At 47.0% G+C, this 22760-nt stretch carries 19 protein-coding genes; 16 read left to right on the forward strand and 3 right to left on the reverse strand.

The window, feature by feature from the left end; translation table 11 throughout:
* Positions 1 to 28 precede the first annotated feature (28 nt).
* The 10 genes from MYF79_RS16785 (at position 29) to MYF79_RS16825 (ending at position 11824) form a co-directional block, all read left to right on the forward strand.
* Positions 29 to 238, forward strand: a complete 210-nt coding sequence (locus MYF79_RS16785) for a hypothetical protein (RefSeq protein WP_247808808.1) — start codon at positions 29 to 31, stop codon at positions 236 to 238.
* A 116-nt stretch (positions 239 to 354) separates the two neighbouring features.
* Positions 355 to 753, forward strand: coding sequence for an HYC_CC_PP family protein (locus tag MYF79_RS16790; protein ID WP_247808809.1), 399 nt, complete (start codon positions 355 to 357; stop codon positions 751 to 753).
* Positions 754 to 943: 190 nt separating this feature from the next.
* Complete coding sequence (locus MYF79_RS32430; protein ID WP_262922333.1) at positions 944 to 2233, forward strand: efflux RND transporter permease subunit; 1290 nt, start codon at positions 944 to 946, stop codon at positions 2231 to 2233.
* A 1-nt stretch (position 2234) separates the two neighbouring features.
* Entirely contained in the window at positions 2235 to 4169 is a 1935-nt protein-coding gene (locus MYF79_RS32435; RefSeq protein ID WP_262922334.1) for an efflux RND transporter permease subunit, read from the forward strand.
* Positions 4153 to 5406 carry a TolC family protein gene (locus MYF79_RS16800; RefSeq protein ID WP_247808810.1) on the forward strand — a complete coding sequence of 418 codons (1254 nt, stop codon included), beginning with the start codon at positions 4153 to 4155 and terminating at the stop codon, positions 5404 to 5406. The genes MYF79_RS32435 and MYF79_RS16800 overlap by 17 nt, the downstream gene beginning before the upstream one ends.
* Complete coding sequence (locus tag MYF79_RS16805; RefSeq protein ID WP_247808811.1) at positions 5384 to 6697, forward strand: efflux RND transporter periplasmic adaptor subunit; 1314 nt, start codon at positions 5384 to 5386, stop codon at positions 6695 to 6697. Before MYF79_RS16800 ends, MYF79_RS16805 begins: the two co-directional genes overlap by 23 nt.
* Before the next feature lie 10 nt (positions 6698 to 6707).
* The gene (locus MYF79_RS16810; RefSeq protein WP_247808812.1) at positions 6708 to 7916 is read left to right on the forward strand and encodes an efflux RND transporter periplasmic adaptor subunit; all 1209 of its coding nucleotides are present in this window, start codon (positions 6708 to 6710) and stop codon (positions 7914 to 7916) included.
* 94 nt (positions 7917 to 8010) lie between these two features.
* Complete coding sequence (locus tag MYF79_RS16815; protein ID WP_247808813.1) at positions 8011 to 8571, forward strand: DUF3347 domain-containing protein; 561 nt, start codon at positions 8011 to 8013, stop codon at positions 8569 to 8571.
* Between the two features lie 44 nt (positions 8572 to 8615).
* Positions 8616 to 10709 carry a copper-translocating P-type ATPase gene (locus tag MYF79_RS16820; RefSeq protein ID WP_247808814.1) on the forward strand — a complete coding sequence of 698 codons (2094 nt, stop codon included), beginning with the start codon at positions 8616 to 8618 and terminating at the stop codon, positions 10707 to 10709.
* Positions 10710 to 11275: 566 nt separating this feature from the next.
* Entirely contained in the window at positions 11276 to 11824 is a 549-nt protein-coding gene (locus MYF79_RS16825; RefSeq protein WP_247808815.1) for a hypothetical protein, read from the forward strand.
* A 254-nt stretch (positions 11825 to 12078) separates the two neighbouring features.
* Here the strand turns inward: MYF79_RS16825 and MYF79_RS16830 are convergent, their stop codons facing one another.
* The gene (locus MYF79_RS16830) at positions 12079 to 13248 is read right to left on the reverse strand and encodes a hypothetical protein (protein WP_247808816.1); all 1170 of its coding nucleotides are present in this window, start codon (positions 13246 to 13248) and stop codon (positions 12079 to 12081) included.
* A gap of 718 nt (positions 13249 to 13966) precedes the next feature.
* Here MYF79_RS16830 and MYF79_RS32510 point away from each other — a divergent pair.
* Positions 13967 to 14434 (forward strand): SH3 domain-containing protein, encoded by a 468-nt coding sequence (locus MYF79_RS32510; protein WP_410688242.1) that lies wholly within the window; start codon positions 13967 to 13969, stop codon positions 14432 to 14434.
* 346 nt (positions 14435 to 14780) lie between these two features.
* On the opposite strand, the gene MYF79_RS16835 is transcribed toward MYF79_RS32510, so the two are convergent.
* On the reverse strand, positions 14781 to 15542 hold the full coding sequence (locus MYF79_RS16835; RefSeq protein ID WP_247808817.1) for a hypothetical protein: 762 nt from the start codon (positions 15540 to 15542) through the stop codon (positions 14781 to 14783).
* Positions 15543 to 15755: 213 nt separating this feature from the next.
* On the reverse strand, positions 15756 to 16406 hold the full coding sequence (locus MYF79_RS16840; protein WP_247808818.1) for a response regulator transcription factor: 651 nt from the start codon (positions 16404 to 16406) through the stop codon (positions 15756 to 15758).
* A 658-nt stretch (positions 16407 to 17064) separates the two neighbouring features.
* On the opposite strand from MYF79_RS16840, the gene MYF79_RS16845 reads away from it, so the two are divergent.
* Genes MYF79_RS16845 through MYF79_RS16865 form a run of 5 tightly spaced genes read left to right on the forward strand, consistent with a single transcriptional unit; the run spans position 17065 to position 22756 of the window.
* The gene (locus MYF79_RS16845; RefSeq protein ID WP_247808819.1) at positions 17065 to 17964 is read left to right on the forward strand and encodes a prohibitin family protein; all 900 of its coding nucleotides are present in this window, start codon (positions 17065 to 17067) and stop codon (positions 17962 to 17964) included.
* Between the two features lie 29 nt (positions 17965 to 17993).
* Positions 17994 to 18545: a YcjF family protein gene (locus tag MYF79_RS16850; RefSeq protein WP_247808820.1), complete on the forward strand. Its 552-nt coding sequence runs from the start codon at positions 17994 to 17996 to the stop codon at positions 18543 to 18545.
* A 7-nt stretch (positions 18546 to 18552) separates the two neighbouring features.
* A complete protein-coding gene (locus tag MYF79_RS16855; protein ID WP_247808821.1) occupies positions 18553 to 18735 on the forward strand; it encodes a hypothetical protein in 183 nt (60 codons plus the stop codon).
* 30 nt (positions 18736 to 18765) lie between these two features.
* Entirely contained in the window at positions 18766 to 19512 is a 747-nt protein-coding gene (locus MYF79_RS16860) for a thioesterase II family protein (RefSeq protein WP_247808822.1), read from the forward strand.
* Positions 19513 to 19537: 25 nt separating this feature from the next.
* Positions 19538 to 22756 carry a type I polyketide synthase gene (locus tag MYF79_RS16865; RefSeq protein ID WP_247808823.1) on the forward strand — a complete coding sequence of 1073 codons (3219 nt, stop codon included), beginning with the start codon at positions 19538 to 19540 and terminating at the stop codon, positions 22754 to 22756.
* Positions 22757 to 22760 lie beyond the last annotated feature (4 nt).

Genomic DNA, 22760 nt, shown 5'->3' on the forward strand with positions numbered 1-22760 from the left:
CCACACTATAACTCCCAAAAACAGCGATATGTCAAAATACAAAGACGTTGAAGTAACCGTTACTAAAAAGCATCCGGAAACCGGCGAACCCGCTTCCTCAGGTCATTCTTTCATTGTCGGAGTACTGGGGAAAAAGAAAGGTTTTTACGAAATAGAGACCGAGCAATTGAACAGGCTGAAAAATGAAGACCTGCAGATAGCATTATTTAAGCTGATACATCCCCAGACACATCACTAGATGGGGGGCCTCTTAATTAAGACCTGACCATAATATCTCGTTTTTTAATAATAATATAAACCCCGGCGAAAATTATATAACAAATTCTCGGGGATTACGGCTATTTTTGCCCTTGGATGAAGAAGCTATTTACACTCATACTGGCCATTCTTTACATGGGGTCGTCTACCGGCGCTACCTTCCACATGCATTATTGCATGGGAAAACTGGTAGAAGTGAAACTGTGGCATAAAGAAGGGCAGAAGTGCAGTAAATGCGGTGCTGAACCTACATCCGCATGTGCTAAGAAGTGCTGTAAGGACGAGCATAAAACAGTAAAACTGGAAAAAGACCAGAAAGCTGTTGAAAACATCTTCTCTGTTATCCAGGCGCCTGCTATTGCCAGCCCGCTTACCTATGCAGAGCAGCCGGAAACGCATGTAGTTTCCCTGCTGGAAGAATTCCCGGTCAGCAACGCGCCGCCGCGAAGCAACAAAGTACATACACATATATTGAACTGCACATTCCGCATCTGATACCCCATCGGGCGTACAATTCTTATCTCCTTATTCGTACGCCATCATCTCCACTATTAATTATCTGATCATCAGGCGTATTGCCAGGCTGTTATCATGCCTTGCATTAACATCTGTCAGATAAACGTTCTTATTAATTGATTGTCAGCGTATGCCCTTATCCTGCGCATATGCTTCGAAAAGCACCTGTATGGTACATAGAATAATCGAATGGTCTTTACGCAACCGTTTCATCGTGTTATTGATGGCAGCGGGCATATTTGCCTGGGGGATCTTTGCTGTTAAAAAGAACCCGATAGATGCCATCCCCGATCTCTCGGAAAACCAGGTGATTGTATTTACGGAATGGATGGGTCGTGGCCCTCAGCTCATAGAAGACCAGGTTACTTATCCGCTGGTTACAAACCTGCAGGGATTGCCGCGTATCAAATACGTTCGCGGTACTTCCATGTTTGGTATGAGCTTTATCTACGTGATATTCAACGATGATGTCGATATCTACTGGGCGAGGGAAAGAGTGCTGGAAAGACTAAGTACCGTTACCCGCACCCTGCCCAATGGTGTAACGCCACAGCTGGGTCCCGACGGTACCGGCGTCGGGCATATACTATGGTATACACTTGACGCGCCTGATATGGACCTCGGAGAACAGCGCGCGTTGCAGGACTGGTATGTGAAATTCGCTTTGCAGAACGTTGAGGGCGTTAGTGAGATCGCTTCTTTCGGTGGATTCCAGAAACAATACCAGATCACGGTAGATCCTAATAAACTGTTATACTACCGCTTGTCGGTAGCAGATGTGATCAACGCCGTGCGCACGAACAACAATGAATCGGGCGGTCGTAAGTTTGAACTAAGTGATATTGGCTACATCATCAAAACATCCGGCTATTTAAAATCGGTAGCTGAAATAGAGAATATTCCTGTCAAAACCCAGAACAGCATTCCCATCAGGGTAGCAGACGTAGCGGCAGTACAGATGACAGGCGAAACACGCCTGGGCATATTCGATCAGGATGGCCAGGGTGAACGTGTTGGTGGTATTGTCGTAATGCGCTACGGGGAGAATGCCGACGCTGTTATCGATAAGGTAAAAGAGAAAATGAAGGAAGTAGCCAAAGGCTTTCCCCAGGGTGTAAAGTTCGACATCGTATACGACAGGGGCGCCCTGATAAAGGAATCAGTAGATTCTATCAAACGAACACTCATCGAAGAAATGATCGTAGTATCGGTAGTGGTGATCATCTTCCTTTTCCACTGGCGCAGCGCACTAAGCATCATCATACAGATTCCCATTACACTGGCAGCCAGTTTCATCCTGCTGAATGCCTTCGGTATTTCTTCCAATATCATGTCACTGACAGGCATAGCCCTGGCTATCGGGGTGATAGTGGACAATGGGATCATTATGAGTGAGAACGCTTACAAACACCTGGCTGAGAGATACGCAGGGTGGCAGGAACAACAAAAAAGTAAATAACATGAACTGGCTCAAAAATAAATTGAAAAGACCACCGGAATGGATCACGGAGGAAGAACGCTTAAAGGTGATCGAACAGTCGAGCAAACAGGTGTCGCGCGGGGTGTTCTTTGCCACTATCATCATTATCACTTCCTTCTTACCTGTCTTTATGCTGAGAGGACAGGAAGGTAAACTCTTCCATCCGCTGGCATATACAAAGACATTTATCATGATCGTGGATGCACTGCTGGTGATCACACTGGCGCCGGTACTCATCTCTTTTTTCATGAAGGGGAAATTCCGGCCGGACCATGATAACCCGGTGAACAGGGTATTGGAGCGCGTATATGAGCCCATCATCAATGGGGTATTGAAATGGCGTAAAACGACGATCGCTGTCAATGTGATCGCGCTCGTGATCACCATCCCCTTATTGAAAAGCCTGGGCAGCGAATTTATGCCTCCGCTGGACGAGCAAAGCATTCTCTTTATGCCGGTTACACTGCCTGATATTTCTAATGCCGAAGCGAAACGCATCCTGCAGGTGCAGGATCGGATCATCAGATCCGTACCGGAAGTTGACAAGGTATTGGGCAAGGCAGGCCGTGCCAGTACGGCTACCGACAATTCTCCCATCAGTATGATAGAAACCATCATCATGCTGAAGCCGAAATCGCAATGGCGAAAAGGGAAGACGAAGAAAGACATCATCAATGAACTGGACGCTAAACTGCAGATACCCGGTGTTGTGAACGGATGGACTCAACCCATCATTAACCGTATCAATATGCTGGCAACCGGTATCAGGACGGACGTAGGTGTGAAGATATACGGACAGCAGCTGGATTCTATTGCACAGGTATCAGAACGTGTGAAGAGGGCGCTGGAAGGAACACCGGGTATTATGGACCTGTATGTAGAACCTGTTACCGGTGGAAAATACCTCAGTATTGATGTGAGAAGAGCCGATCTGGCCCGTTATGGCCTTAGTGTGGACGATGTAAATCAGACAGTAGAAACAGCCCTGGGAGGTGCTCCTGTGGGCAACACAATAGAAGGCCGGCAGCGGTTTTCGATCAGTGTACGCCTGGCACAGGATTACCGTAACAGTGTGGAACGCATAAAACGTATTCCCCTGATGTCTCCCGCTATGGGAGAAGTGCCTTTATCGTCTGTAGCAGATATAAAGTTCACCGATGGTCCTCCGATGATCACTTCTGAAAATGCCATGCTGCGCGGTGCCGTATTGTTCAATGTACGTGGCCGTGACCTGGGTAGTACAGTAAAGGAAGCCATTCATAAAATGAGCCAGGCCAAAGGGATATTGCCTGCCGGTTATTACCTGGAATGGAGCGGACAATACGAGAACCTCATCCGCGGGCAACAGACGCTGATGTGGATCGCACCGATTGTGCTGCTGATCATATTCTTCTCCCTCTATTTCGCTTTCAAGTCACTCAGGGAAGCTTTCCTGAGCCTGATCACCGTGCCCTTTGCGTTGATCGGCGGCGCCTATATGATCTATTTCTGGGGCGTGAACCTTTCTGTGGCGGTAGCGGTGGGTTTTATCGCCCTGTTTGGTATAGCAGTGGAAACCGGTATCGTGATGGTGATCTACCTCAATGATGCCATGCAGCAACTGGTGAAGGCGAAAGGTAATTCTTCGCAGACCATCACGAAGGAAGATCTCCGGCAACATGTGATATACGGCGCTGCCAAGCGCCTGCGCCCTAAGCTGATGACAGTATGTGTATCGCTGTTTGGCCTGGTACCTGTATTGTGGGCTACAGGCGTAGGCACAGATGTGATGAAACCGATCGTGCTGCCGATGATCGGCGGGGTGTTGACCTCTTCCACACATATACTGCTGGTAACACCGCTGATCTTCTTAATGTCGAAAGAATATGAATTACGCAAGTACGGAAAATTAGAGATCCATGAAGTACATCACTAAATATATTGTATGGATGCTGCTATGCTTCCCTGTCGGTATATCTGCACAGGTGGCGCCGGTATTAACGCTGGATAGTATCATACAAAGGGTTGACAGGAACAATGTATTGCTGCAATCTTACGGACTAAAGGCCGAAAGCTATAAATACAGCGCAGACGCTGCCACCGCCTGGATGGCGCCAATGGTAGGATTGGGTACGTTCATGACGCCGTATCCCGGTCAGCAGGTGATGGATGAAAGAGACAAAGGAAATATTATGCTGCAATTGGAGCAGGATATTCCCAATCCGGCGAAACTGAACGCAAAGAAGCGCTACATCGCTTCGCAGGGCAATATTGAACTGGCAACAAGAGATATCACCCTGAACGACTTTAAAGCCCGCGCCAAGCTGCTTTATTACAGCTGGCTGATAGCACGGCAGCGTATTGCAGTGCTGCAGGAAACTGAGAAGATCATGCTGATGATGAAGAAGATTGAAGAGGTCAGGTATCCTTACAATCAGTCCCAGCTAAGCGGTGTATATCGCGCAACTGCCAAAATTGAAGACAACCGGAACATGATCCGTATGCAGGAAGGTACTATTGCCAAAGCAAGATCCTGGCTCAATAGTCTCATGAATGCACCAGGCAACGCGGCTTTTGAAATAGATACGACCTATGAACCCCGCTTTGCACCGGCCGCCTCCTACGACACCAGTAGTCTTTCTGCCGTGCGAAAAGACATCGTCAGGATGGACGCCAGCATTCATTCCATGCAACTGAATATTGAAAGCATGAAACGGGAGAAGAAGCCTGACTTCAGGATACGTTTTGATCATATGTCCCCCCTCGGAGATATGATGCCGAAAGCTTACAGTGCGATGGGCATGGTGAGCATTCCTATTGCTCCCTGGACTTCAAAGATGTATAGATCCGGTATAAAGGCTATGCAATACAATGTCCAGGCAATGGAAAAGGAAAGGTCTGCAATGCTGCAGGAAACGCAGGGCATGTTGTACGGTATGCAGTACGAGATACAGACGATGCAGCAACGTATTGCCACCATGGAACAGAAGGTGATACCTGCTTTGCAGCAAACACTGGATGCCAATTTCCTGAACTACCAGGAAAACAAACTGGCGCTGAGCAATGTGATCGATTCCTGGGAAGCGCTCACCATGATGCAGTCCGGCGTACTCGACGAAAAATTAAAACTCTACGAAATGATAGTGGATTATGAGAAACAGCTATATCGTTAGTATCATATTGGGCATATCTTTTATCCTGTCAGGTATGGCAGCCTGTAAAAATAAGACAGGTAAAGAAACGCATGCCGGTCACAGGCAGCACCAGCTGTACACTTGTCCTATGCACCCGCAGATAGTGAAAGATCAACCCGGACAATGCCCCATATGTGGTATGGACCTGGTGCTGAAAGATGCCAACAAAGAACTGGTTGTCGACAGTAGCATTGCGCGCATGACGAAGCCGGTAAATAAACACATAATTGCCAGTATTCCTGCCATCGTGGCTGAAAGCGGTACGCGGATCTATTCTTCTGAAGTGAATGGTGTTATCACTTACGATACCCGGCATCAGACCAGTATTGCCAGTAGGGTAAGCGGGCGCGTGGAAAGGTTATTGATCAAATATAATTATCAGCCGGTAAGGAAAGGACAATTGATCATGGAGATCTATTCGCCTGATCTCGCCGCTGCACAAAGGGAACTATTATATGTAGCCCGGACTGGTCAGGAGATGTTACCCGCTGCCAAACAACGCCTGCAGCTATTGGGCATGCAACCTGCACAGATCGCACAGGTATTGCGATCAGGCAACATACTATATCGTGTGCCGGTATATAGTAACAGCGACGGATATATCCTGGAAAGATCTGCTCAGCCACAGGTAGCTGCTCCGGCAGCTACAACGAATGCCATTGCCCCGGCTGGTGATGGTATGGGTGCTATGCAGAGCGGTGGGGCTACACAGGCTGTAGCATCTCCTGTTCCGGCAACTTCACCGGTATTGCTTCGGGAGGGCCAGTATGTAAATGCCGGTCAGTCTTTGTTCACCATCTATCAGTCTTCCGGGCTGGTGGCAGAGTTTGCTTTTCCGCCGCAGCTGGCCGCCCGGATAAAGAAGGGACAGAAACTCCTGTTTTACCCCGGTAACGACCTGAAGGCTATGCAGACGGGTAATATTGGCCTTGTAGAGCCGGTGTTCCGTAATGGGCAGAGCTTCACACAGGCCAGGGTGTACCTGCAGGACAATCATTTGCAGGTGGGGACCTTGCTCACTGCCAATATTCCGCTGATGTATACAGATGGCTGGTGGCTGCCGAAGAAAGCAGTATGGCGATTGGGCAACAGGGCTGTTGTATTTAAAAAGCAACAGGATGTATATGTACCTGTTGAAATAACAATAGCTGCGGAAACAAAAGACATGATACAGGTAACGACGAATATCGGTGACTGGAAAGTGGCAGCCAACGCAGCTTACCTGGTGGACAGTGAAAGCTTCATAGAAATAAACAAGAACATCCAATAGCGAGCGATATATGGAAAGAAAAAGATTCATTAAAACAGTTACAGTCCTTGCACTCATGTCAGCCCTGTTCCTGACGGCCTGTAAGGAAGCCGCTCAGCAGAAGAAGGCCCAGGTGCAGCAGCAGACGTATACCTGTCCCATGCATCCGCAGATAGTACAGAACAAACCCGGTACCTGCCCTATTTGTGGTATGGACCTGGTGCTTTTCGATAAAAGTAATAAAGAGGCATCCCTCACACTGGGAGAAAGCCAGATACAGCTCGCCAATATCACCATGATGACCGTTGGCAGTGCTGCTTTATCTGACTATAAACAATTGAACGGGCGACTGGCAACTGATCCTGAACAAACAGCCGTGATCTCCAGCAGGGTGCAGGGACGTATAGAGAGCCTGTTCATAAAAGAAACCGGTGTGAAAGTTACTAAAGGGCAGCCCTTATACCGGATCTACTCCGAACAACTGGCATCGCTCCAACAGGAATACCTGCTGGCAGCCGCACAGGCAAAACATTTCCCGGACGATGCCCGCTTTCAGCAGATAGAAAAGGCGGCAAGACAAAAGCTGGTGCTATATGATCAGTCAGACCGCCAGATCAATCAGTTGCTGCAGGCTGGTAAAGCAGATCCTTATGTAACCTATCCTGCCAGTGTAAGCGGAGTGGTGGCGGAACTATCTGTGTCGGAAGGGCAGTATGTATCGGAAGGCAGCGCTGTAATGCGGCTGGAAGGATACAATCAGTTATGGGTAGAGGCAGATGTTTATCCCGCAGAAGCAGCGGCTGTTCGTGTGGGGCAATCGGTAAAGGTAGTTGTAGCCGGTTGGGAAAACGAGCCTCAAACCATGACTATCGCGTTCATCAACCCCGTGTTACAGAGTGGTAGTCAGCTGATGCAGATCAGGGGAACGGTAGCTAATCCCGACAGCCGCTGGCAACCCGGGTTACAGGCGAATATCGTCCTTCCGGTAAAAAGCAGTGACGCGGCATTAAGCCTGCCTGTAAATGCCGTGATCAGGGATGGTAAAGGCGCACATGTCTGGATTGAAACCGCGAGGGGAAAGTTTGAGCCCCGTAAGGTGGAAACAGGCATGGAGAACTTTGATGTGGTAGAGATCACCGGCGGACTGGAAGACGGAGATAAAGTAGTAGTCTCGGGCGCTTATCTCCTGTATTCAGAGTTTGTGCTGAAGAAAGGAGCAAACCCGCTGGCGGGTTTGTAGCACCTGTGTTCAGTACCCGGCGGAATATGTCCGGAGATCTGTAAAAAAACAATATTAAACAACAACATTAATCCATTCAATTAAATCAACACTAATGAAACAGTTAGTCAGAGCGGCAGTACCTGTATTGACAGTTATTTTATTCGCAGCATGTAATGATCAGGGAGCAAAGAGTGAAAATGCAACAGACACAGCGGCGCTTGAAGTGCACGACCACAGCAGTATGGCCGACAGTAATGCAGCAGCTGCTATACAACTCAAAGATGATAAGCTGAATGCCGTATACCAGCATTATGTACACCTGACCACGGCCCTCATCAATGGCGATGAAGCGGAAGCCAAGATTGCCGGCAACGCTATTGAAACAGGCGCTGCTGCAGTAGCTGAGGGTAAAGCCCTGGGTGCAGCAGCCGCTAAGATCACTGCTGCAGGAGATATTGAAGCGCAAAGAACGGCTTACGCAGATCTCAGCAACAACTTCATTTCGCTGGTGAAGAAGTCAGGTCTGAACAGCGGCGCCCTGTATGTTGATTTTTGCCCGATGGCCATGAACGATAAAGGCGCTTACTGGTTAAGTGCCAATAAAGAAGTAAAGAACCCTTATTTCGGAGAAAAGATGATGACCTGCGGAGAAGTAAAGGAAACGATCGAATAAGTAGCGGCTATCATTGAATTCCTGTCACTTTAAAAACCCATAGTATGGAACACAAGCATGAACATCACGAACACCGGCATGAGCCGCATCACCAGGAAGCGGCCCATCAACACGATCATAACAGTAATGAACATATGCATATGTCAGGCCAGGGGCATGAACATCATAAGGAACATGACAGCAGTGGAGGACATGATGAGCATGCGGGGCACCATACTATGGACTTTCTCAAACGTTTCTGGCTATGTATTGCAATAACGGTCCCGGTGCTGCTGTTGTCGCATATGGTCCAGATGTGGCTGGGGATAGCCATCTCCTTCCCGGGCGATAACTATCTGCTCCTGGCTTTGAGCAGCTTTATTTATTGCTACGGTGGATGGCCTTTCCTGGTAGGTATGGTACGGGAACTGAAATGGAAGAATCCTGGGATGATGACCCTGGTGGCCGTGGCTATCAGTACTGCTTACATTTACAGTGTAGCGGTGGTATTCGGTCTCCGTGGTATGGATTTCTTCTGGGAACTGGCCACACTGATTGATATCATGCTGTTGGGGCATTGGCTGGAAATGAAATCGCAGATGGCTGCTTCCAGGGCCCTGGAGTCGCTGGTGGAACTCTTACCCGCTATTGTGCATGTAGAACGTAATGGGCAGGTAACAGATATTCCGCTGAAAGACCTGCAGCAAAACGATATCATTCTCGTTAAACCCGGCGAGAAAATACCTGCAGACGGCGTGATCCTGGATGGTAGCTCTAATGTGAACGAGAGTATGCTGACAGGCGAAAGTGTGCCCGTTAGAAAGGGGGAAGACGCCAAAGTGATCGGCGGCGCGGTGAACGGAGATGGCGCCTTAAAGGTGCAGGTAACAGGTACGGGTGGCGACAGCTACCTGAATAAGGTGATCAACCTGGTACAGTCGGCACAGGGGGCTAAATCCAATACGCAGAACCTGGCAAATAAAGTAGCGAAGTGGCTGACTATCATCTCCATCAGCGTAGGTATTATCACCTTTATTGTATGGCTGGCCAAAGGCAATGAACTCTCCTTTGCGCTGGAACGGATGGTGACCGTCATGGTGACCTCCTGCCCGCATGCGCTGGGCGTAGCTATCCCCCTGGTCGTAGCCATCTCCACTTCATTATCAGCTACACATGGGCTGCTGATCCGTAACCGGACAGCCTTTGAGAATGCCCGGAAACTGACCACCATTATCTTCGATAAAACGGGCACACTCACCAGGGGAGCGCACGAAGTGCAGCAGGTCATTCCCCTGAGCGACAAGTTTTCTGCAGATGATATTCTCCGGTACGCCGCAGCGGTGCAGCAGAATTCTGAGCACCATATTGCGCATGGCGTTATGAAAAAGCTGAAAGAGCGTCATCTGGAATTGTGGGCATCCACCGGATTCACATATATGCAGGGAATGGGCGTTAGCGGTACCGTAAATGGCCGAAAGGTGATCGCGGCTGGTCCTAACTACTTCCGGCAGGAAAACAGGCAAATTCCCGCCATTCCTGCTGAAATTGATCAATCGACTGATACGGTGAACTTTTTATTGATTGACGATACCCCTGCAGGTATCATTACCCTGGCCGATAGCATCCGTGAAACCGCGGCAGAAGCCATTGCCGACCTGAAAACCATGAATATCCGCTCCTTCCTGCTAACGGGCGACAATGAACAGGTAGCCGCCGCCGTAGCCGGAAAACTGAAAATGGACGGCTATCTCGCTAATGTGCTGCCGCATGAAAAGCAAAGCAAGGTGAAAGAGTTCCAGGACAAAGGGGAGATCGTGGCCATGACGGGGGATGGCGTCAACGATGCTCCCGCACTTGCCCAGGCCGACGTGGGTATCGCCATCGGTTCAGGTACCGATGTAGCGGCTGAAACAGCAGACATTATCCTGGTCAACTCCGATCCTAAGGACGTGGTGCAGATGATCGCCTTCGGCCGGGCTACCTACCGGAAAATGGTCCAGAACCTGCTATGGGCTGTTGGTTACAACGTTATTGCCATTCCGCTGGCGGCGGGGATACTCTATCCGGCGTTTATGCTTAGCCCTGCAATGGGTGCTGTGCTGATGAGCCTGAGCACGATTGTCGTTGCTATCAACGCCAAATTGCTGAGGGTGAAATGATCCGCTTATTTCGGGATGTAAAAACCAATATGTCAAAGAACTTTGGTTGCAATGCAATGTTAGGAAAGATTTCAACCGGGGTTTAAGGAATGTGCACAAGGCGCAAAATCATGTGCATGAGACGCAAAAATGAGGGGACGAACTGCAGGAATGTGGGTTTCAGGATGGCGGAAGAGGTGTAGTTACACTTTGCGAAATTCAGGTATAATTTCCGCTTCGGGGGGACCTGAGGTATAGCGGAGGTTCGGTGGAGGATAAGGCTAGGTCGGCGAACCTTTAGCGAATCAAGGCGCTGGTTTCGGCGTTTTTCTGTGCATTATTTGCTATTAGCGCTAAGTAGCCCGGTTTCAGTATGGGATCGCTGGCTGTAGTTCTTCGAAGCTGCGTGCTATCAGGCCTTAGGAATCGTGCGGGCTGTTGAATATCTATGAAACCCCTGTCAATCGTGCGAACATGCTTCGAACAACTAAGGCCAGCGATTCCCATCTGAAACCGTTGCTACTTAACAGCGACTATTGGAATTCTCGGATATACGTTATCTTTAACGTCAAGAAAAAAGTATATCTATGTCTGTTAAGAAAGTTTTCATGCTGGCGCTTTTTACCTGCCAGATACTTACATCCTGTAATCTGACAAGCCCTGAAAGGTATTTTGACGTAACCGTATTAAACTGTAATTCGATCACCGGCATTTCGGGTGACGGCCTGATGAACGAGCTGGAATCTCCGTCTGTAAAGCTCAAAGAAGGCAGCAAGAGCGATGTCGTGCCTATGACCAGAAAGGAGACTATTGATCTGAAAATATCTGTCATAGAAGACAATCTGAAAAAACTGAGGGGACTGACAGAGACGGCGGAGACAAAAGAAATGATTCAAACCTCGACGTCTTTACATGAATATGTACTGGCTATCTATAAAAATGAATACAGTGAACTTGCGAAGATGTATGATGAGGGTGCTCCTCAGGAGCAGATACAGGCAAAAGGAAAGGCTATTCATGATAAGTACAATACCAGGTTTGAAGAATTATTTGGCAAACTCACGATGCTTGGTAAGTCTTATGCAGAAAAGCATAATATATCTGTGAGATGGGGCTTTGGTTCTTCTGCTAACTAAAAGCATTTTGTAGGTGGAGCGCTGTGCCGGTTAATTTTATTTATTGTCATTGAACAGCATATTGGTAACGACAATAAAAGGACGAGCTGCTTTAAACAAATGAAAACCGCAAGCGCCATGCGTTTGCGGTTTTTTTATGTCGATTCATTAATTGTTGCTGAGGAGATCTCATTTAATATTTGAAAAGCTTCTTCATCGTCGGGCGGCGGCAAATCAACTGACTGGTTCCAGTTTTGCCAATATCGTTGCTAAAATTAGAATTTTAAAGGTATCTGTGCGGAAAGTAGTATTCTAAAATTGTTGACAGCGTAATTTTCATCACCCATATTTTGGATGTTCTTCCAGCTGCAGATCAGCCCGACAGAAAAGTCTTCAACTAGCTTTTTCCGGCTTACAATATGGCAGTTTTTAATGTTATTGTCGTTGCATATAAGGACGGGGTTTTCATCTACATTAGTATCCCAATGACGTTTTGAAAAATAGATGCCTGCCGTTCCATGCAACATATGTTTGCTGGAAAAGGCACCGGCTGAATTTGCGGTTATTCCTAACGATACATTTGTCAAACTGAAAGGGCTTAACAAGGGGACAAAGACCGCTCCACGAAATACTGGTCCGACAAAGCTTTTGAAATTGCCTTTCCGCCCCTCTACCTTATCGTCTATGTGGGCAAATGCACCGGTGTGGGAATAGTAGGTTCCCGGTTCCAGGGTAATTTCATCCAAAGTTTGATAATTATTTAGTTTTCCTATTCCTGCACCTATAGACCAAAGCATTCTTTCCCTGATGTATTTGGGTACGTATAATGAATTAAAAACCCCATTCCAACTCAATAAGAGCTCAAAAGCTGTTTCATGCTTCTTCTCATATGTGGAGTCTGATGAGAAAAGAGGTAAGGAAGACTGTGATAAGCTGCCCGTAACATTGAACCAGCTTTGCCGGGTTGAAGAGACTTTATCAGAGACAGTTCCGTCGTTATTTAATAGAAACCATTTTGATCCCAACTGTCCGAAAGTATATTTTAGTTCACCGGAGTAAACATAGGCAGCCTGTCCGGGTTTGAATATGGTGAAGGAGCCGTTCGGCGCATCCGCATTGATTTTTAGACCAAAATTGTTTCCGATTCCTTTTGTGAAATTGAATTTATCGTCACCAAAAGTAAATCCAATATTGTCGAAGTTTGCGGTAGCCATCCCTGTATTGGCAATGATTGATGGAATATATTGCTTTGAGAGTTCCATTAATGCATCGTTTGTAAGTCTTGCTTTAGCATTCTTTCCGGATTCTGTTAGTGCTGTTGGAGCAGCATGGCCAACGCCACCGCTATTAAATTGATCTCTGACGTCTTTTTCTTCACTTGTTTGCGCAATAGCGTTTCCGTAGATGAAGCATAATATGCTCATCATCAAGGGGAGCTTTTTCATATGGGGTGTGTTTTATTTCGTTGTTATTTATCAAATCCACTATACATCTCGTCAAACAAACAATCGATAAGCAAATATGCTGTAATTATGGGCGTTACTCAATACCAACTGGTTTGTATTTTGAGAACAACTGTTCTGACTCGAACAATTTAGCTTGAATGTATAGGGATTTTTCCCCTTTTTTCATCGTTCGAATCTATAAGCCGGTATTTAAACTTATTTTAGCACTGAGATATCCCCTTCGCATGGAATATTAATAAAACTAAGAGAACCTCATGAAGAAAATTTTACTCCTTATTATCAGTTGCTATTTCTGCAATAGCGCCGCATATGGTTAAACCGGGACAAAAACAGAGTAAAAGCCAGGCAGATTGGACGTGTTCACCAACAAATCAGGCAGACTTATAAAGAAATAAATACCAGCGTCAGCTTATTCAAATTTTGTCAGGTGCGGATGCTGTATTGAATGCAGCGCCCGGGACCAACACGCAAACTGTCTACAAAAGCAGCGACGGATTTCTGGCCGGTTGTTACAGAAACAAGAAGGAATGGTGTCTGTTTTTAAAACGACCAATGTCGTGATGACAGCTCCTTCCCTGGTGTAGATCTGACGACTTAAGCAAACTGATATCTATGTTATCTGATGTTAGGACGAAACTCTAGGTCCCCAGGAGAACGGAATAACTGTAGCTTTTTTTTATGTTAATCAAAGCAATTTATGACTATCCGGATATTGTTTTTTTTTGCCTTGTTTCTGCTCAGGGATGCTGATTCAACCCGAGAGAATTCCTTCGCTGGCCGATGCGTAGGTGCAACAAATTGTACCGCATGTACTTCCTGCCGCTATTGTAAGCATTGTAACAGTGGGGGCCGTTGCGGTGTTTGCGGCGGTGGTGAAAGCAGGGAAACGGTCCGTTCTTATCCCAATGTGCCCGCAACGAGATCCAGCGCGGGCAAGCATGGTAGTAACGTACTGCAATACTTTGTCAATACAAGATGGATCAATGTACGGTCGGGGCCAGGTACGGACTTTATTATTATTGACAGGATCGATAATCTCACTCCTGTAGCTGTTGGATTGACACATAATGGCTGGTGTCAAATTTTTTACTTCAAGGAGAGTTACAGGAATGGCTACATTCTTCGGAAGTATCTTTCTCCCCGGGTATCTATAGAACACAAATGATTTAACAACGGCACCCGGGATTGTTGAACCTTAATTGAAGGATAATTAACTAGAAAATGACAAAGGCTGAATTTCTGCTTAAGGTGCCAGATATAATCAATCACACGGCGCATGGATATGGGGAGTTAGAGATCGTGAGTGATAAGATGGGAGAAAAATGCGTATGTTATCGGCATAAAGATAGTACCGCTAGTGGTGGCAACTTTGCCCCTACATGGAATGAGCTATATGGTAAAGTTATGAGATACCTGAGAGATGGAGGCTATATTGAGCCATAGCCTTTCCCTCCAATCGCCATTGTTCCAATTCAGAATTAGGTCGACAACAAGGGCTAGGTTAAATCTATTCATCTCTCCAACACATACCCATCCTCAAATTGTAAATCCTCCCCGTAATCCTTCAATTTTCCAACTGTCTTTTTAGTGGAGACAATAAAAAGTTTACCGTCCCGTATCACACCTTTGGTTATCCGATAGACCATTTCAGTTTTAGGCCTTTCAATGAACACAACATTGATGTTGTTTGGAATGTCACGTTTCCTGATGTTGACGGCGTTGTTTGTTGTCAGATATTCACGTCGTTTTGTGGAGTCATTCAATTGGTAGTCTATTTGGATAGAGGCGAGTTTATCATAGTTTGGGATATTCCTGAATGGGATTTCCAATGTATTTCCTGCACTGAATGTAAAATCTCCCGGGACATCCTTTAATTTAGCATCGTAGTCGTATATATAAGTGATCCGTATCTGTTTGTTGTGCAGGCGGTGGCCTTCATCTGTGCGGAAATCCAGACGGAAGGACCGCCGCTTATTTTGGGCATAGGTGGCTGTTACATCATCCTGGGAAATCTCGTACTCGTCCGAGAAATAGAACGTATCCTTATCTTTTTTCCAGGTGCCCTTGAATTCACGCCATAAAAAGCAACTTGTACCTGGTCTGCTCCAGAATTCAAATGTTGCATCTGGTGATAATTTGATATCATGGATCTTGTTGGAGTAAAAAGTCCCGACTTCCAGCTTTATCGCCTCACCATGATTCGTGTAGAATAACGCTTTATCTTGCGCTAAAGCATTTAATGCGAAAAGTAGGGATACGATCAGCAGTCTCATCGTGTGATCTTTAACTAAGTTTTGAAACCAGATGAACGAGATATTCTTTCTCGTCTATATAAACAGGTAAATTTACTATTTCTTTGTATATATCCGTTCTCGATAGATGTCGGCTGATAACCAGGTACTTTTTGTGACAACACCCCGACCATGCAATTAATTTCGGGAATGCAGATGCAGGGGATGCAGCTCGTTGCACCCCCTGCGTCCGCATCAATGATAATAAATCTTAAACAACTCCGTCTTCGTCTTAATATCCAGCTTAAGAAAAATATTCTTCATATGATATTGAATTGTATTTAAACTCAGATGTAACCCCGCAGCGATCTCTTTATAAGACATACCTTCCAGCACCATATCTATGATCTCCTGTTCCTTCCTGGTCAGTTTCTCGCGCGACGCTGGTTTGTCGCTCCTGTTACGGAAAAGCATATACCTGAATATCTGCTGGCTCATGGCAGGCTGTCCGTACTCAAGCATATAGATCATTTTATGTTCCATACTGTTGAAGTTATCGGTCTTCATGAGATAGCCATCAGCTCCCTGGTCAAATGCCTGCTGGATGATATGTTTATTCTCTTCTTTGGTAAGTAATACTACCAGCATTTCAGGTTTGAGTTCCTTAAACTCTTTTATTTCATCCAGTCCTTCCGCATCTGCAGCCTGTGTGCTGAGCAGGAGAAGATCGGGGCTGAGGGTAGGATGATTGTACAGGATCCTGAATGCATTCGAGGAGCTGTTGGTGTTGAAGCAAGTGGAAAAATGGCTGTTTTGAGAGATGTGGAAAATAAGGTCGTCACTGAATTGAACATCTTCTTCAATGATACCGATCTGGTACTTGCGGTTCAGGTGAATTGATAACATTGGTTTTTTGGATTTTGGTTCGTTGGGAGTTAAATAAAACTGTATTTAATTGGGCGAAGAGATTAGAAACAACAGAAACATTCACACAATTGATTCCTGGAAAAATAGGGAGCGAGGTTAGCTAGTCTGACCTTTCTCAAAATGAATGAGCATGAAATTAACAACTTTTAAACGAAATGTGGTGTCTTTAACCCGAATACCTATAAAAGTAAGTATTGCCGTAATAAGATATTCATAGACTACACTTTTATGTGGTAAATAATAGCAATAATAGCACGAATTTTATTTAAACGAATATCAGTAAAATTTAGATAAAACAAAGCAATGAAATATCACCACTCATCTGCAAGCCACAATTTACCTGTTGAGTATGATAGATCCTTATTTCCTTAAAGAGTAGCCGCTTGGCTGCGTTCATTGTTTTGGGAACATTAAAAGATAACATCCGGAGCATCGCGGTATGTGCTGTGGTGGCCATTTCACTATACATGTGTGTGTGCATGTGTCGGGAAACAGAATCATAAAGCGTATTGATAATATGATAAAACCCATTAATGACTAGAAATGAAAACATCTATTTGTTCCCTTCACTTTCCGTCAGTCATTTACATGTATTTCATTGGCTAACCAGTTTAAATAGTCTTGCAGAGGGCAGGTTATGAAAAGATTTTTTACCCCCGCAGAACGGAATGAAATTTTAAGAAGAGCGGCTATCGTAGTACTGGTGCTCCTTTTTTTTATTGTGTTTTTTCATAAACGGATCTTCATAGTGATCAAGTCAGGTGAGGCCGGTGTTTTATACACGGTGACGAACGGTACCGATATTAAGCACACATATGGAGAGGGGCTGCATGTCATTAGTCCGTTCAATACAATGACCATTTACGATGTCAGGACACAAAAGCTCACGTTCAGTCAGTCAATCATAAGCAAGAATGGCCTTAAGATCGATGTACACTACGCTGTTTTATTCAAGCCGGACCGTAATTTCCTTCCCCTGTTGCATCAGCAGGTAGGGGTGGATTATAAGAACACGCTGATTGCGCCTTGTATACAATCCAAGATCAGGAAGGATATAGGTTCACTGACGCCGGAAGATATCTATATGACGGAAAGGAGTGTGATGGAGAAAAATGAAATAGACAGTCTTCGGAAGATCCTGGTCAACAATAAAATTCAGATAGAAGGATATTTCATTTCAAGCGTTGTGCTGCCGGACTCAGTGAATAAGGCTATCACGGCTGTGTACAGCAGGCAGCAACAGAGCGAGGAGTATAATTACAAGCTGGCGGTGGAAAGGAAGGAGCGTCAGCGTAAGATCATAGAAGCCCAGGGTATAAGAGATTTCAGTACGATCCTGAATGTGTCGCCTGCACAGTGGAGAGCGCTGGACGTGACGCAGAAACTGGCCATGTCGCCAAACTCGAAGATGATCATCATGGGTAACAATGCAAGCGGGCTTCCGATCATCATGGGCGACCAGTTTACAACGGTACCCGGCAGTACAGCCGCGAAACCGAACCAGAACCCGCCAGACAGAAGGGGGTTACAACGATAATCTATTTTTCATTAGTAAATAAAATTAACATGGCAGAAAATCAACAAGTTGAAGTTGCCACCGCTGAGAAAGCAGATGCGCGGGCAATTATCAAAAAACATGTACTTATTTCTATGGGTGTGGGCGCAGTTCCTATCCCAATGGTGGATGTAGCCGCTGTTACCGGTGTGCAGCTCTCCATGATCAGCAAGCTGGCCAAGGCACATGGTGTACAGTTTGCCGAAGATCTGGGTAAATCCCTGCTCGCATCACTGGCTGGTGGTGTAGGCAGCAAAGCATTGGTAACAGGTTTCCTCGGAAGCGCGATCAAGGCTATTCCCGTTGTAGGATCTGCCATTGGCGCAGTTACATTCCCTGCATTTGCCGGTGCTACCACCTACGCTGTAGGAAAGGTGTTTGACAGGCATTTTGCTGAAGGTGGTACTATGCTTGATTTCAAACCCAACGACGTAAAAGACTATTTTTCAGAAGAGCTGGATAAAGGAAAAGAGGTTGTAACCAACATCACCAAAACAGTCAGAAAGCCTTTTACAAGAGGCAGAAAAGACGCTGATCCGGATACCGAAACAGATATTAACTGATCCGATTATGTTCAGCATCTTATTTAGTCCCTTATTTATCGGCTGGATACTTCTTTCAGTGGTCTGCGGAATTGTCGGCGCCCGTTCGCGCACCGGCTTCTGGGGTTCCTTTTGTCTGGCCATCATCCTGACCCCTGTTGTGGTACTCATTGTACTTTACTTATTCCAGCCGGTAAATAAGGGCAAATAATTTTTACATACTACAAACAACATTAAAGCGATGCGTATTAGCGGCGTACAGCTTTTTATTTTCCCCCATGCGGGCGGAAGCGAGATTTCCTATGTTTCTATAGAGAAGGAACTGCTGCCTGAGACGGTGACGTCTACTATCTGTTATACGGGAAGGGGCAGGAGGATACACGAGCCGTTTCAAAAAGACATGGAGGCTATGGCAATGGACTGTATGAAAATAGTACAGCAGAAACGAAAGGAGGAACTGCCATTGGTATTCCTCGGCCATAGCCTCGGGTCTCTCATCGCTTTCGAAACGATGAACTGCATGCGGCGTCATGGTCTTGAGCTGCCCGAACTGGTATTCTTTTCCGGCAGGAAGGGGCCGGCCGCTACCGAAAAGAACAACAGGTCACTATTGTCCGATAAGGAGTTGCTGGACTGCCTGTCCCGCATGGGAGGCATCCCGGACGCTTTCCTGCAGCATCCGGATTTTCTTTCTTTCTATCTGCCGATCATCAGGAACGATCTTCGTCTGAACGACACTTATCGTTATCAGCCTCACGAAGCGTTCGATATCCCCTTCGTTGTGATGAACGGTACGGACGATGAACATGTTGGCCCGGAGCCCGCCCTTTCCTGGAAAGAACATACCAGGGCCGCCTGCTACCAGGAATGGCTGGAAGGTAACCATTTCTATTTTTCGGACGCCACAACTTTCAGCCGGACATTATCCAAATACTTCAGTATGCATTTCCCGCATTTGCAGCTGTCCCGCTTTAAAGCGTGTATTTAACCCTCCATCAATCAAATTAATTATTGTGAAAACAGCAGCCCAGTCAACATCCCAGGATGCGCTTAGCAGTTTGCAGAAGTCGTTTCTCATTATCCGGAACCTTGAAAGAAAACTGCAGGAAGAGAAGAACCGCGATCCTTTATCAGAAGAAATTGCGGTCGTGGGCATGGCCTGTCATCTGCCCGGAGGTATCCGTTCTGCGGCAGACTTCTGGGATGCATTGCTGACAGGCGAGGACCTCATCGCCGACAATGGTTTGACTGCCCGCTGGCAGGGCATGGGGCATCCCGGGGGATCTGTACATCGTGCAATGCCGCATGCGGGCCTGCTGGACGACATCACATTGTTTGATAACGAATATTTTCACATTTCTCCCGCAGAAGCAAGATACATTGATCCGCAGCAACGGCAGTTGCTGATGACGGTCGCCAATGCACTTGCCGACGCAGGTATAACTCCTGAATCGCTCAAAGGGTCCGATACCGGTGTGTTCACCGGCATCAGTGCTTTTGACTACAGCCTGCATATTATGCAGCAGGATGAAAGGTACAGGGTGGACCCTTACCTGGGGAGCGGCAACTCGCTCAGTGGCGCCAGCGGCCGGATCTCTTATTGTTACGGCTTTCATGGTCCCTGCCTGAGCATAGATACTGCCTGCTCTTCTTCACTCGTAGCACTGCACCAGGGTGCGGAAAGCCTGAAGAGAAATGAATGCGGGCTTGCCGTGGTCAGTGGCGTAAACCTGGTATTATCGCCTTATCTCCAGGCCAGCCTTACTGATGCGGGTATGTTGTCGCCCAATGGCCGTTGTAAGGCTTTTGACGATAGTGCAAATGGCTATGTGCGCTCTGAAGGTTGCCTGACCGTTATATTAAAACGCTTGTCTGATGCGGTAAAAGACGGCGACCGTATCTACGCTTGTATCAAAGGTTCTGCCGTGGCACAGGACGGCGCCAGCGGCGGACTTACAGTGCCTGATCCTGCAAGCCAGGCGAAGGTGATCCGCAATGCACTACGTGCTGCGGGGATGCAGCCTGAAGAGATCAGCTTTATTGAAGGCCATGGTACAGGTACCTCACTGGGCGATCCTGTAGAGGCGGAAGGACTAAGGCTGGTATTCGGCAGCAGGAAGGAAGGCGGGAAGTTGTTGCTGGGCTCCGTGAAAAGTAATGTGGGGCACCTGGAGGCCGCCGCCGGACTGGCAGGTTTTATGAAGGCATGCCTGAGCATCTATCACCGGCAATTGCCTCCTCACTTACATTTTCGGCAACCTAACCACCATATCGACTGGGAACATATGCCCTTCCGGATCAATAAGGAAGTATATGGATTTGATAATAATAATGCACGTATAAGCGCCGGTGTTAGCTCATTCGGTTTTACAGGTACTATTGCGCACTGCATAGTGACTGCCTGTGAAACAAGGCCTGCAGAGAGCGGAAAACAATTGCCTGCTCCTCATTTTCAGCTGAAGTCTCACTGGCTGGGAAAACTGCCGGGCAAATCGGCTGCAGGTTGTTTTAATATACAGTGGAAGCCATTGGTGGATCTGGAAGAGAAGCGAACATCACAACAATACGTATACATCGAAACCAGTGCAGGAACAGCTACTGTTATGGAACAGTTCCTGCTAAATAAAAAAAGCAGCGCATTGGCAGTCGGGCGTTTGTCCGGCTTGTATAGCCTTATTCCCCGCCCGCCTCAACACCGCCTTTGCCTGGTATATGATATCAGTGCACTGGAGGAAGCGAATGCGGAGGGCATGAGGCATGCTTATCAACAGCTACTGAACTTTTTGCAAACTGTACAAGAGCTTGACCATATACCGGAAACCATACTTTTCATTACCCGTCAGGCTTTCAATGCACCAGGTACGGAGCATATTGCTGCACTGCAATACAGCCTGACTGCCTTTATAAGATCGATCTCCCTGGAAATGCGTGGCCCTGCCATGCTGGTGCTGGATATCGATAAAGAACTACCGGATCAGGGGCTCATTGACAACTATGTACAACAGTCCTATTACCGCGAAATAGCCTGCAGGAACAAGGAAGTATGGTACCCTGCGCTTGGCGTAACGGGGTTGTCGCCTGCGGCAGAGATTACCTGTGATCCTGCGGGAACTTATCTCATCACCGGCGGGAAAGGCTCTTTGGGTGCACACCTTGCCGAGTGGATGATACACAGGGGCGCTGGTACGGTGATCGTTACCGGAAGGAGCGCCGGCGGCCGCGCAGGCAATGATCGTATCGTATACCGGCAGCTGGATGTAACAGACGAAAAAGCAGTCCGCGACTTTGGCGACCGGCTGCGTATGGAAAAGAAAGTACTGAAAGGCATTATACATGCAGCGGGTACCAACAGCCGTTGCCTGCAACGTAATATGTCTGCGGATGATATCATGTATGTGGCCGGGCCCAAGATCACCGGCCTGCAACACATCACAAATTGTCTCCCTTTGGAGAACCTGGACTTCCTGGTTACTTACTCTTCTATTGCGGCCGTGTGGGGCTCAGGGATGCTGTCTCATTACGCTGCCGCGAACGCCTATATGGACGCATTTGTGCTGCAACTGAGGAAGCGGGGCGTGCCTGCAAAGACGATCAACTGGGGGCCCTGGAAAGACAGCAATATGATGCTGGAGGCAGAGAACAGCGTTGACCTGCTGAAGGAATCAGGTGTGCCGCCTTTTAATGCCGGGGCAGTGCGCAGGGTATATGCTTCGCTGCTGGTAGCAGATGCTCCCCAGCTGGTATATGTATGCCTCGATAACGCCCGCTTTATTGCCATGATGGAAATGCAGGGCGCCATGGCTTTCTGGGAAAACCTGCGGCCTGCAGAGGAGGTAGTGGAAGCGCCGGCCGCAGGCAAGACAGACCTGTCGTTAATAGCAGATGATACAGAAAGAGAAGATATCATAAAACAGGAACTACTCAGGTTGCTAAAACAAGTACTGGCCATCGGGGATGATGAGCCGCTTGACCTTAGCAGGAGTTTCAGCGACATGGGCATGGACTCTATCCTGCTCGTGAAATATGTACAGTGTATCAATGTGCAATTAGGATTGAATGTGAGCACCAATATGCTGTTCAATTATCCGAGTATCGCTGCTTTGTCTGTTTATGTGAACAGTCGGTTTAAAAAGGCAGCGACACCGCCGGCTAAGACGGCGGTGAGTAGCCTCTATGAGATGAGTGACGAGGAAGTATTAAAAATGGTTAGTGAAGAAATGCAAAAATATTAATTGC

The sequence above is a fragment of the Chitinophaga filiformis genome (assembly GCF_023100805.1).
Taxonomy (GTDB): Bacteria; Bacteroidota; Bacteroidia; order Chitinophagales; family Chitinophagaceae; genus Chitinophaga; species Chitinophaga filiformis_B.

What these genes read in the sequence shown, in the direction of transcription:
- MYF79_RS16785 (WP_247808808.1), top strand. Translation starts at nt 29, where the DNA reads ATGTCAAAATACAAAGACGTTGAAGTAACCGTTACTAAAAAGCATCCG.
- MYF79_RS16790 (WP_247808809.1), top strand. Translation starts at nt 355, where the DNA reads ATGAAGAAGCTATTTACACTCATACTGGCCATTCTTTACATGGGGTCG.
- MYF79_RS32430 (WP_262922333.1), top strand. Translation starts at nt 944, where the DNA reads ATGGTACATAGAATAATCGAATGGTCTTTACGCAACCGTTTCATCGTG.
- MYF79_RS32435 (WP_262922334.1), top strand. Translation starts at nt 2,235, where the DNA reads ATGAACTGGCTCAAAAATAAATTGAAAAGACCACCGGAATGGATCACG.
- MYF79_RS16800 (WP_247808810.1), top strand. Translation starts at nt 4,153, where the DNA reads ATGAAGTACATCACTAAATATATTGTATGGATGCTGCTATGCTTCCCT.
- MYF79_RS16805 (WP_247808811.1), top strand. Translation starts at nt 5,384, where the DNA reads ATGAGAAACAGCTATATCGTTAGTATCATATTGGGCATATCTTTTATC.
- MYF79_RS16810 (WP_247808812.1), top strand. Translation starts at nt 6,708, where the DNA reads ATGGAAAGAAAAAGATTCATTAAAACAGTTACAGTCCTTGCACTCATG.
- MYF79_RS16815 (WP_247808813.1), top strand. Translation starts at nt 8,011, where the DNA reads ATGAAACAGTTAGTCAGAGCGGCAGTACCTGTATTGACAGTTATTTTA.
- MYF79_RS16820 (WP_247808814.1), top strand. Translation starts at nt 8,616, where the DNA reads ATGGAACACAAGCATGAACATCACGAACACCGGCATGAGCCGCATCAC.
- MYF79_RS16825 (WP_247808815.1), top strand. Translation starts at nt 11,276, where the DNA reads ATGTCTGTTAAGAAAGTTTTCATGCTGGCGCTTTTTACCTGCCAGATA.
- MYF79_RS16830 (WP_247808816.1), bottom strand. Translation starts at nt 13,248, where the DNA reads ATGAAAAAGCTCCCCTTGATGATGAGCATATTATGCTTCATCTACGGA.
- MYF79_RS32510 (WP_410688242.1), top strand. Translation starts at nt 13,967, where the DNA reads ATGACTATCCGGATATTGTTTTTTTTTGCCTTGTTTCTGCTCAGGGAT.
- MYF79_RS16835 (WP_247808817.1), bottom strand. Translation starts at nt 15,542, where the DNA reads ATGAGACTGCTGATCGTATCCCTACTTTTCGCATTAAATGCTTTAGCG.
- MYF79_RS16840 (WP_247808818.1), bottom strand. Translation starts at nt 16,406, where the DNA reads ATGTTATCAATTCACCTGAACCGCAAGTACCAGATCGGTATCATTGAA.
- MYF79_RS16845 (WP_247808819.1), top strand. Translation starts at nt 17,065, where the DNA reads ATGAAAAGATTTTTTACCCCCGCAGAACGGAATGAAATTTTAAGAAGA.
- MYF79_RS16850 (WP_247808820.1), top strand. Translation starts at nt 17,994, where the DNA reads ATGGCAGAAAATCAACAAGTTGAAGTTGCCACCGCTGAGAAAGCAGAT.
- MYF79_RS16855 (WP_247808821.1), top strand. Translation starts at nt 18,553, where the DNA reads ATGTTCAGCATCTTATTTAGTCCCTTATTTATCGGCTGGATACTTCTT.
- MYF79_RS16860 (WP_247808822.1), top strand. Translation starts at nt 18,766, where the DNA reads ATGCGTATTAGCGGCGTACAGCTTTTTATTTTCCCCCATGCGGGCGGA.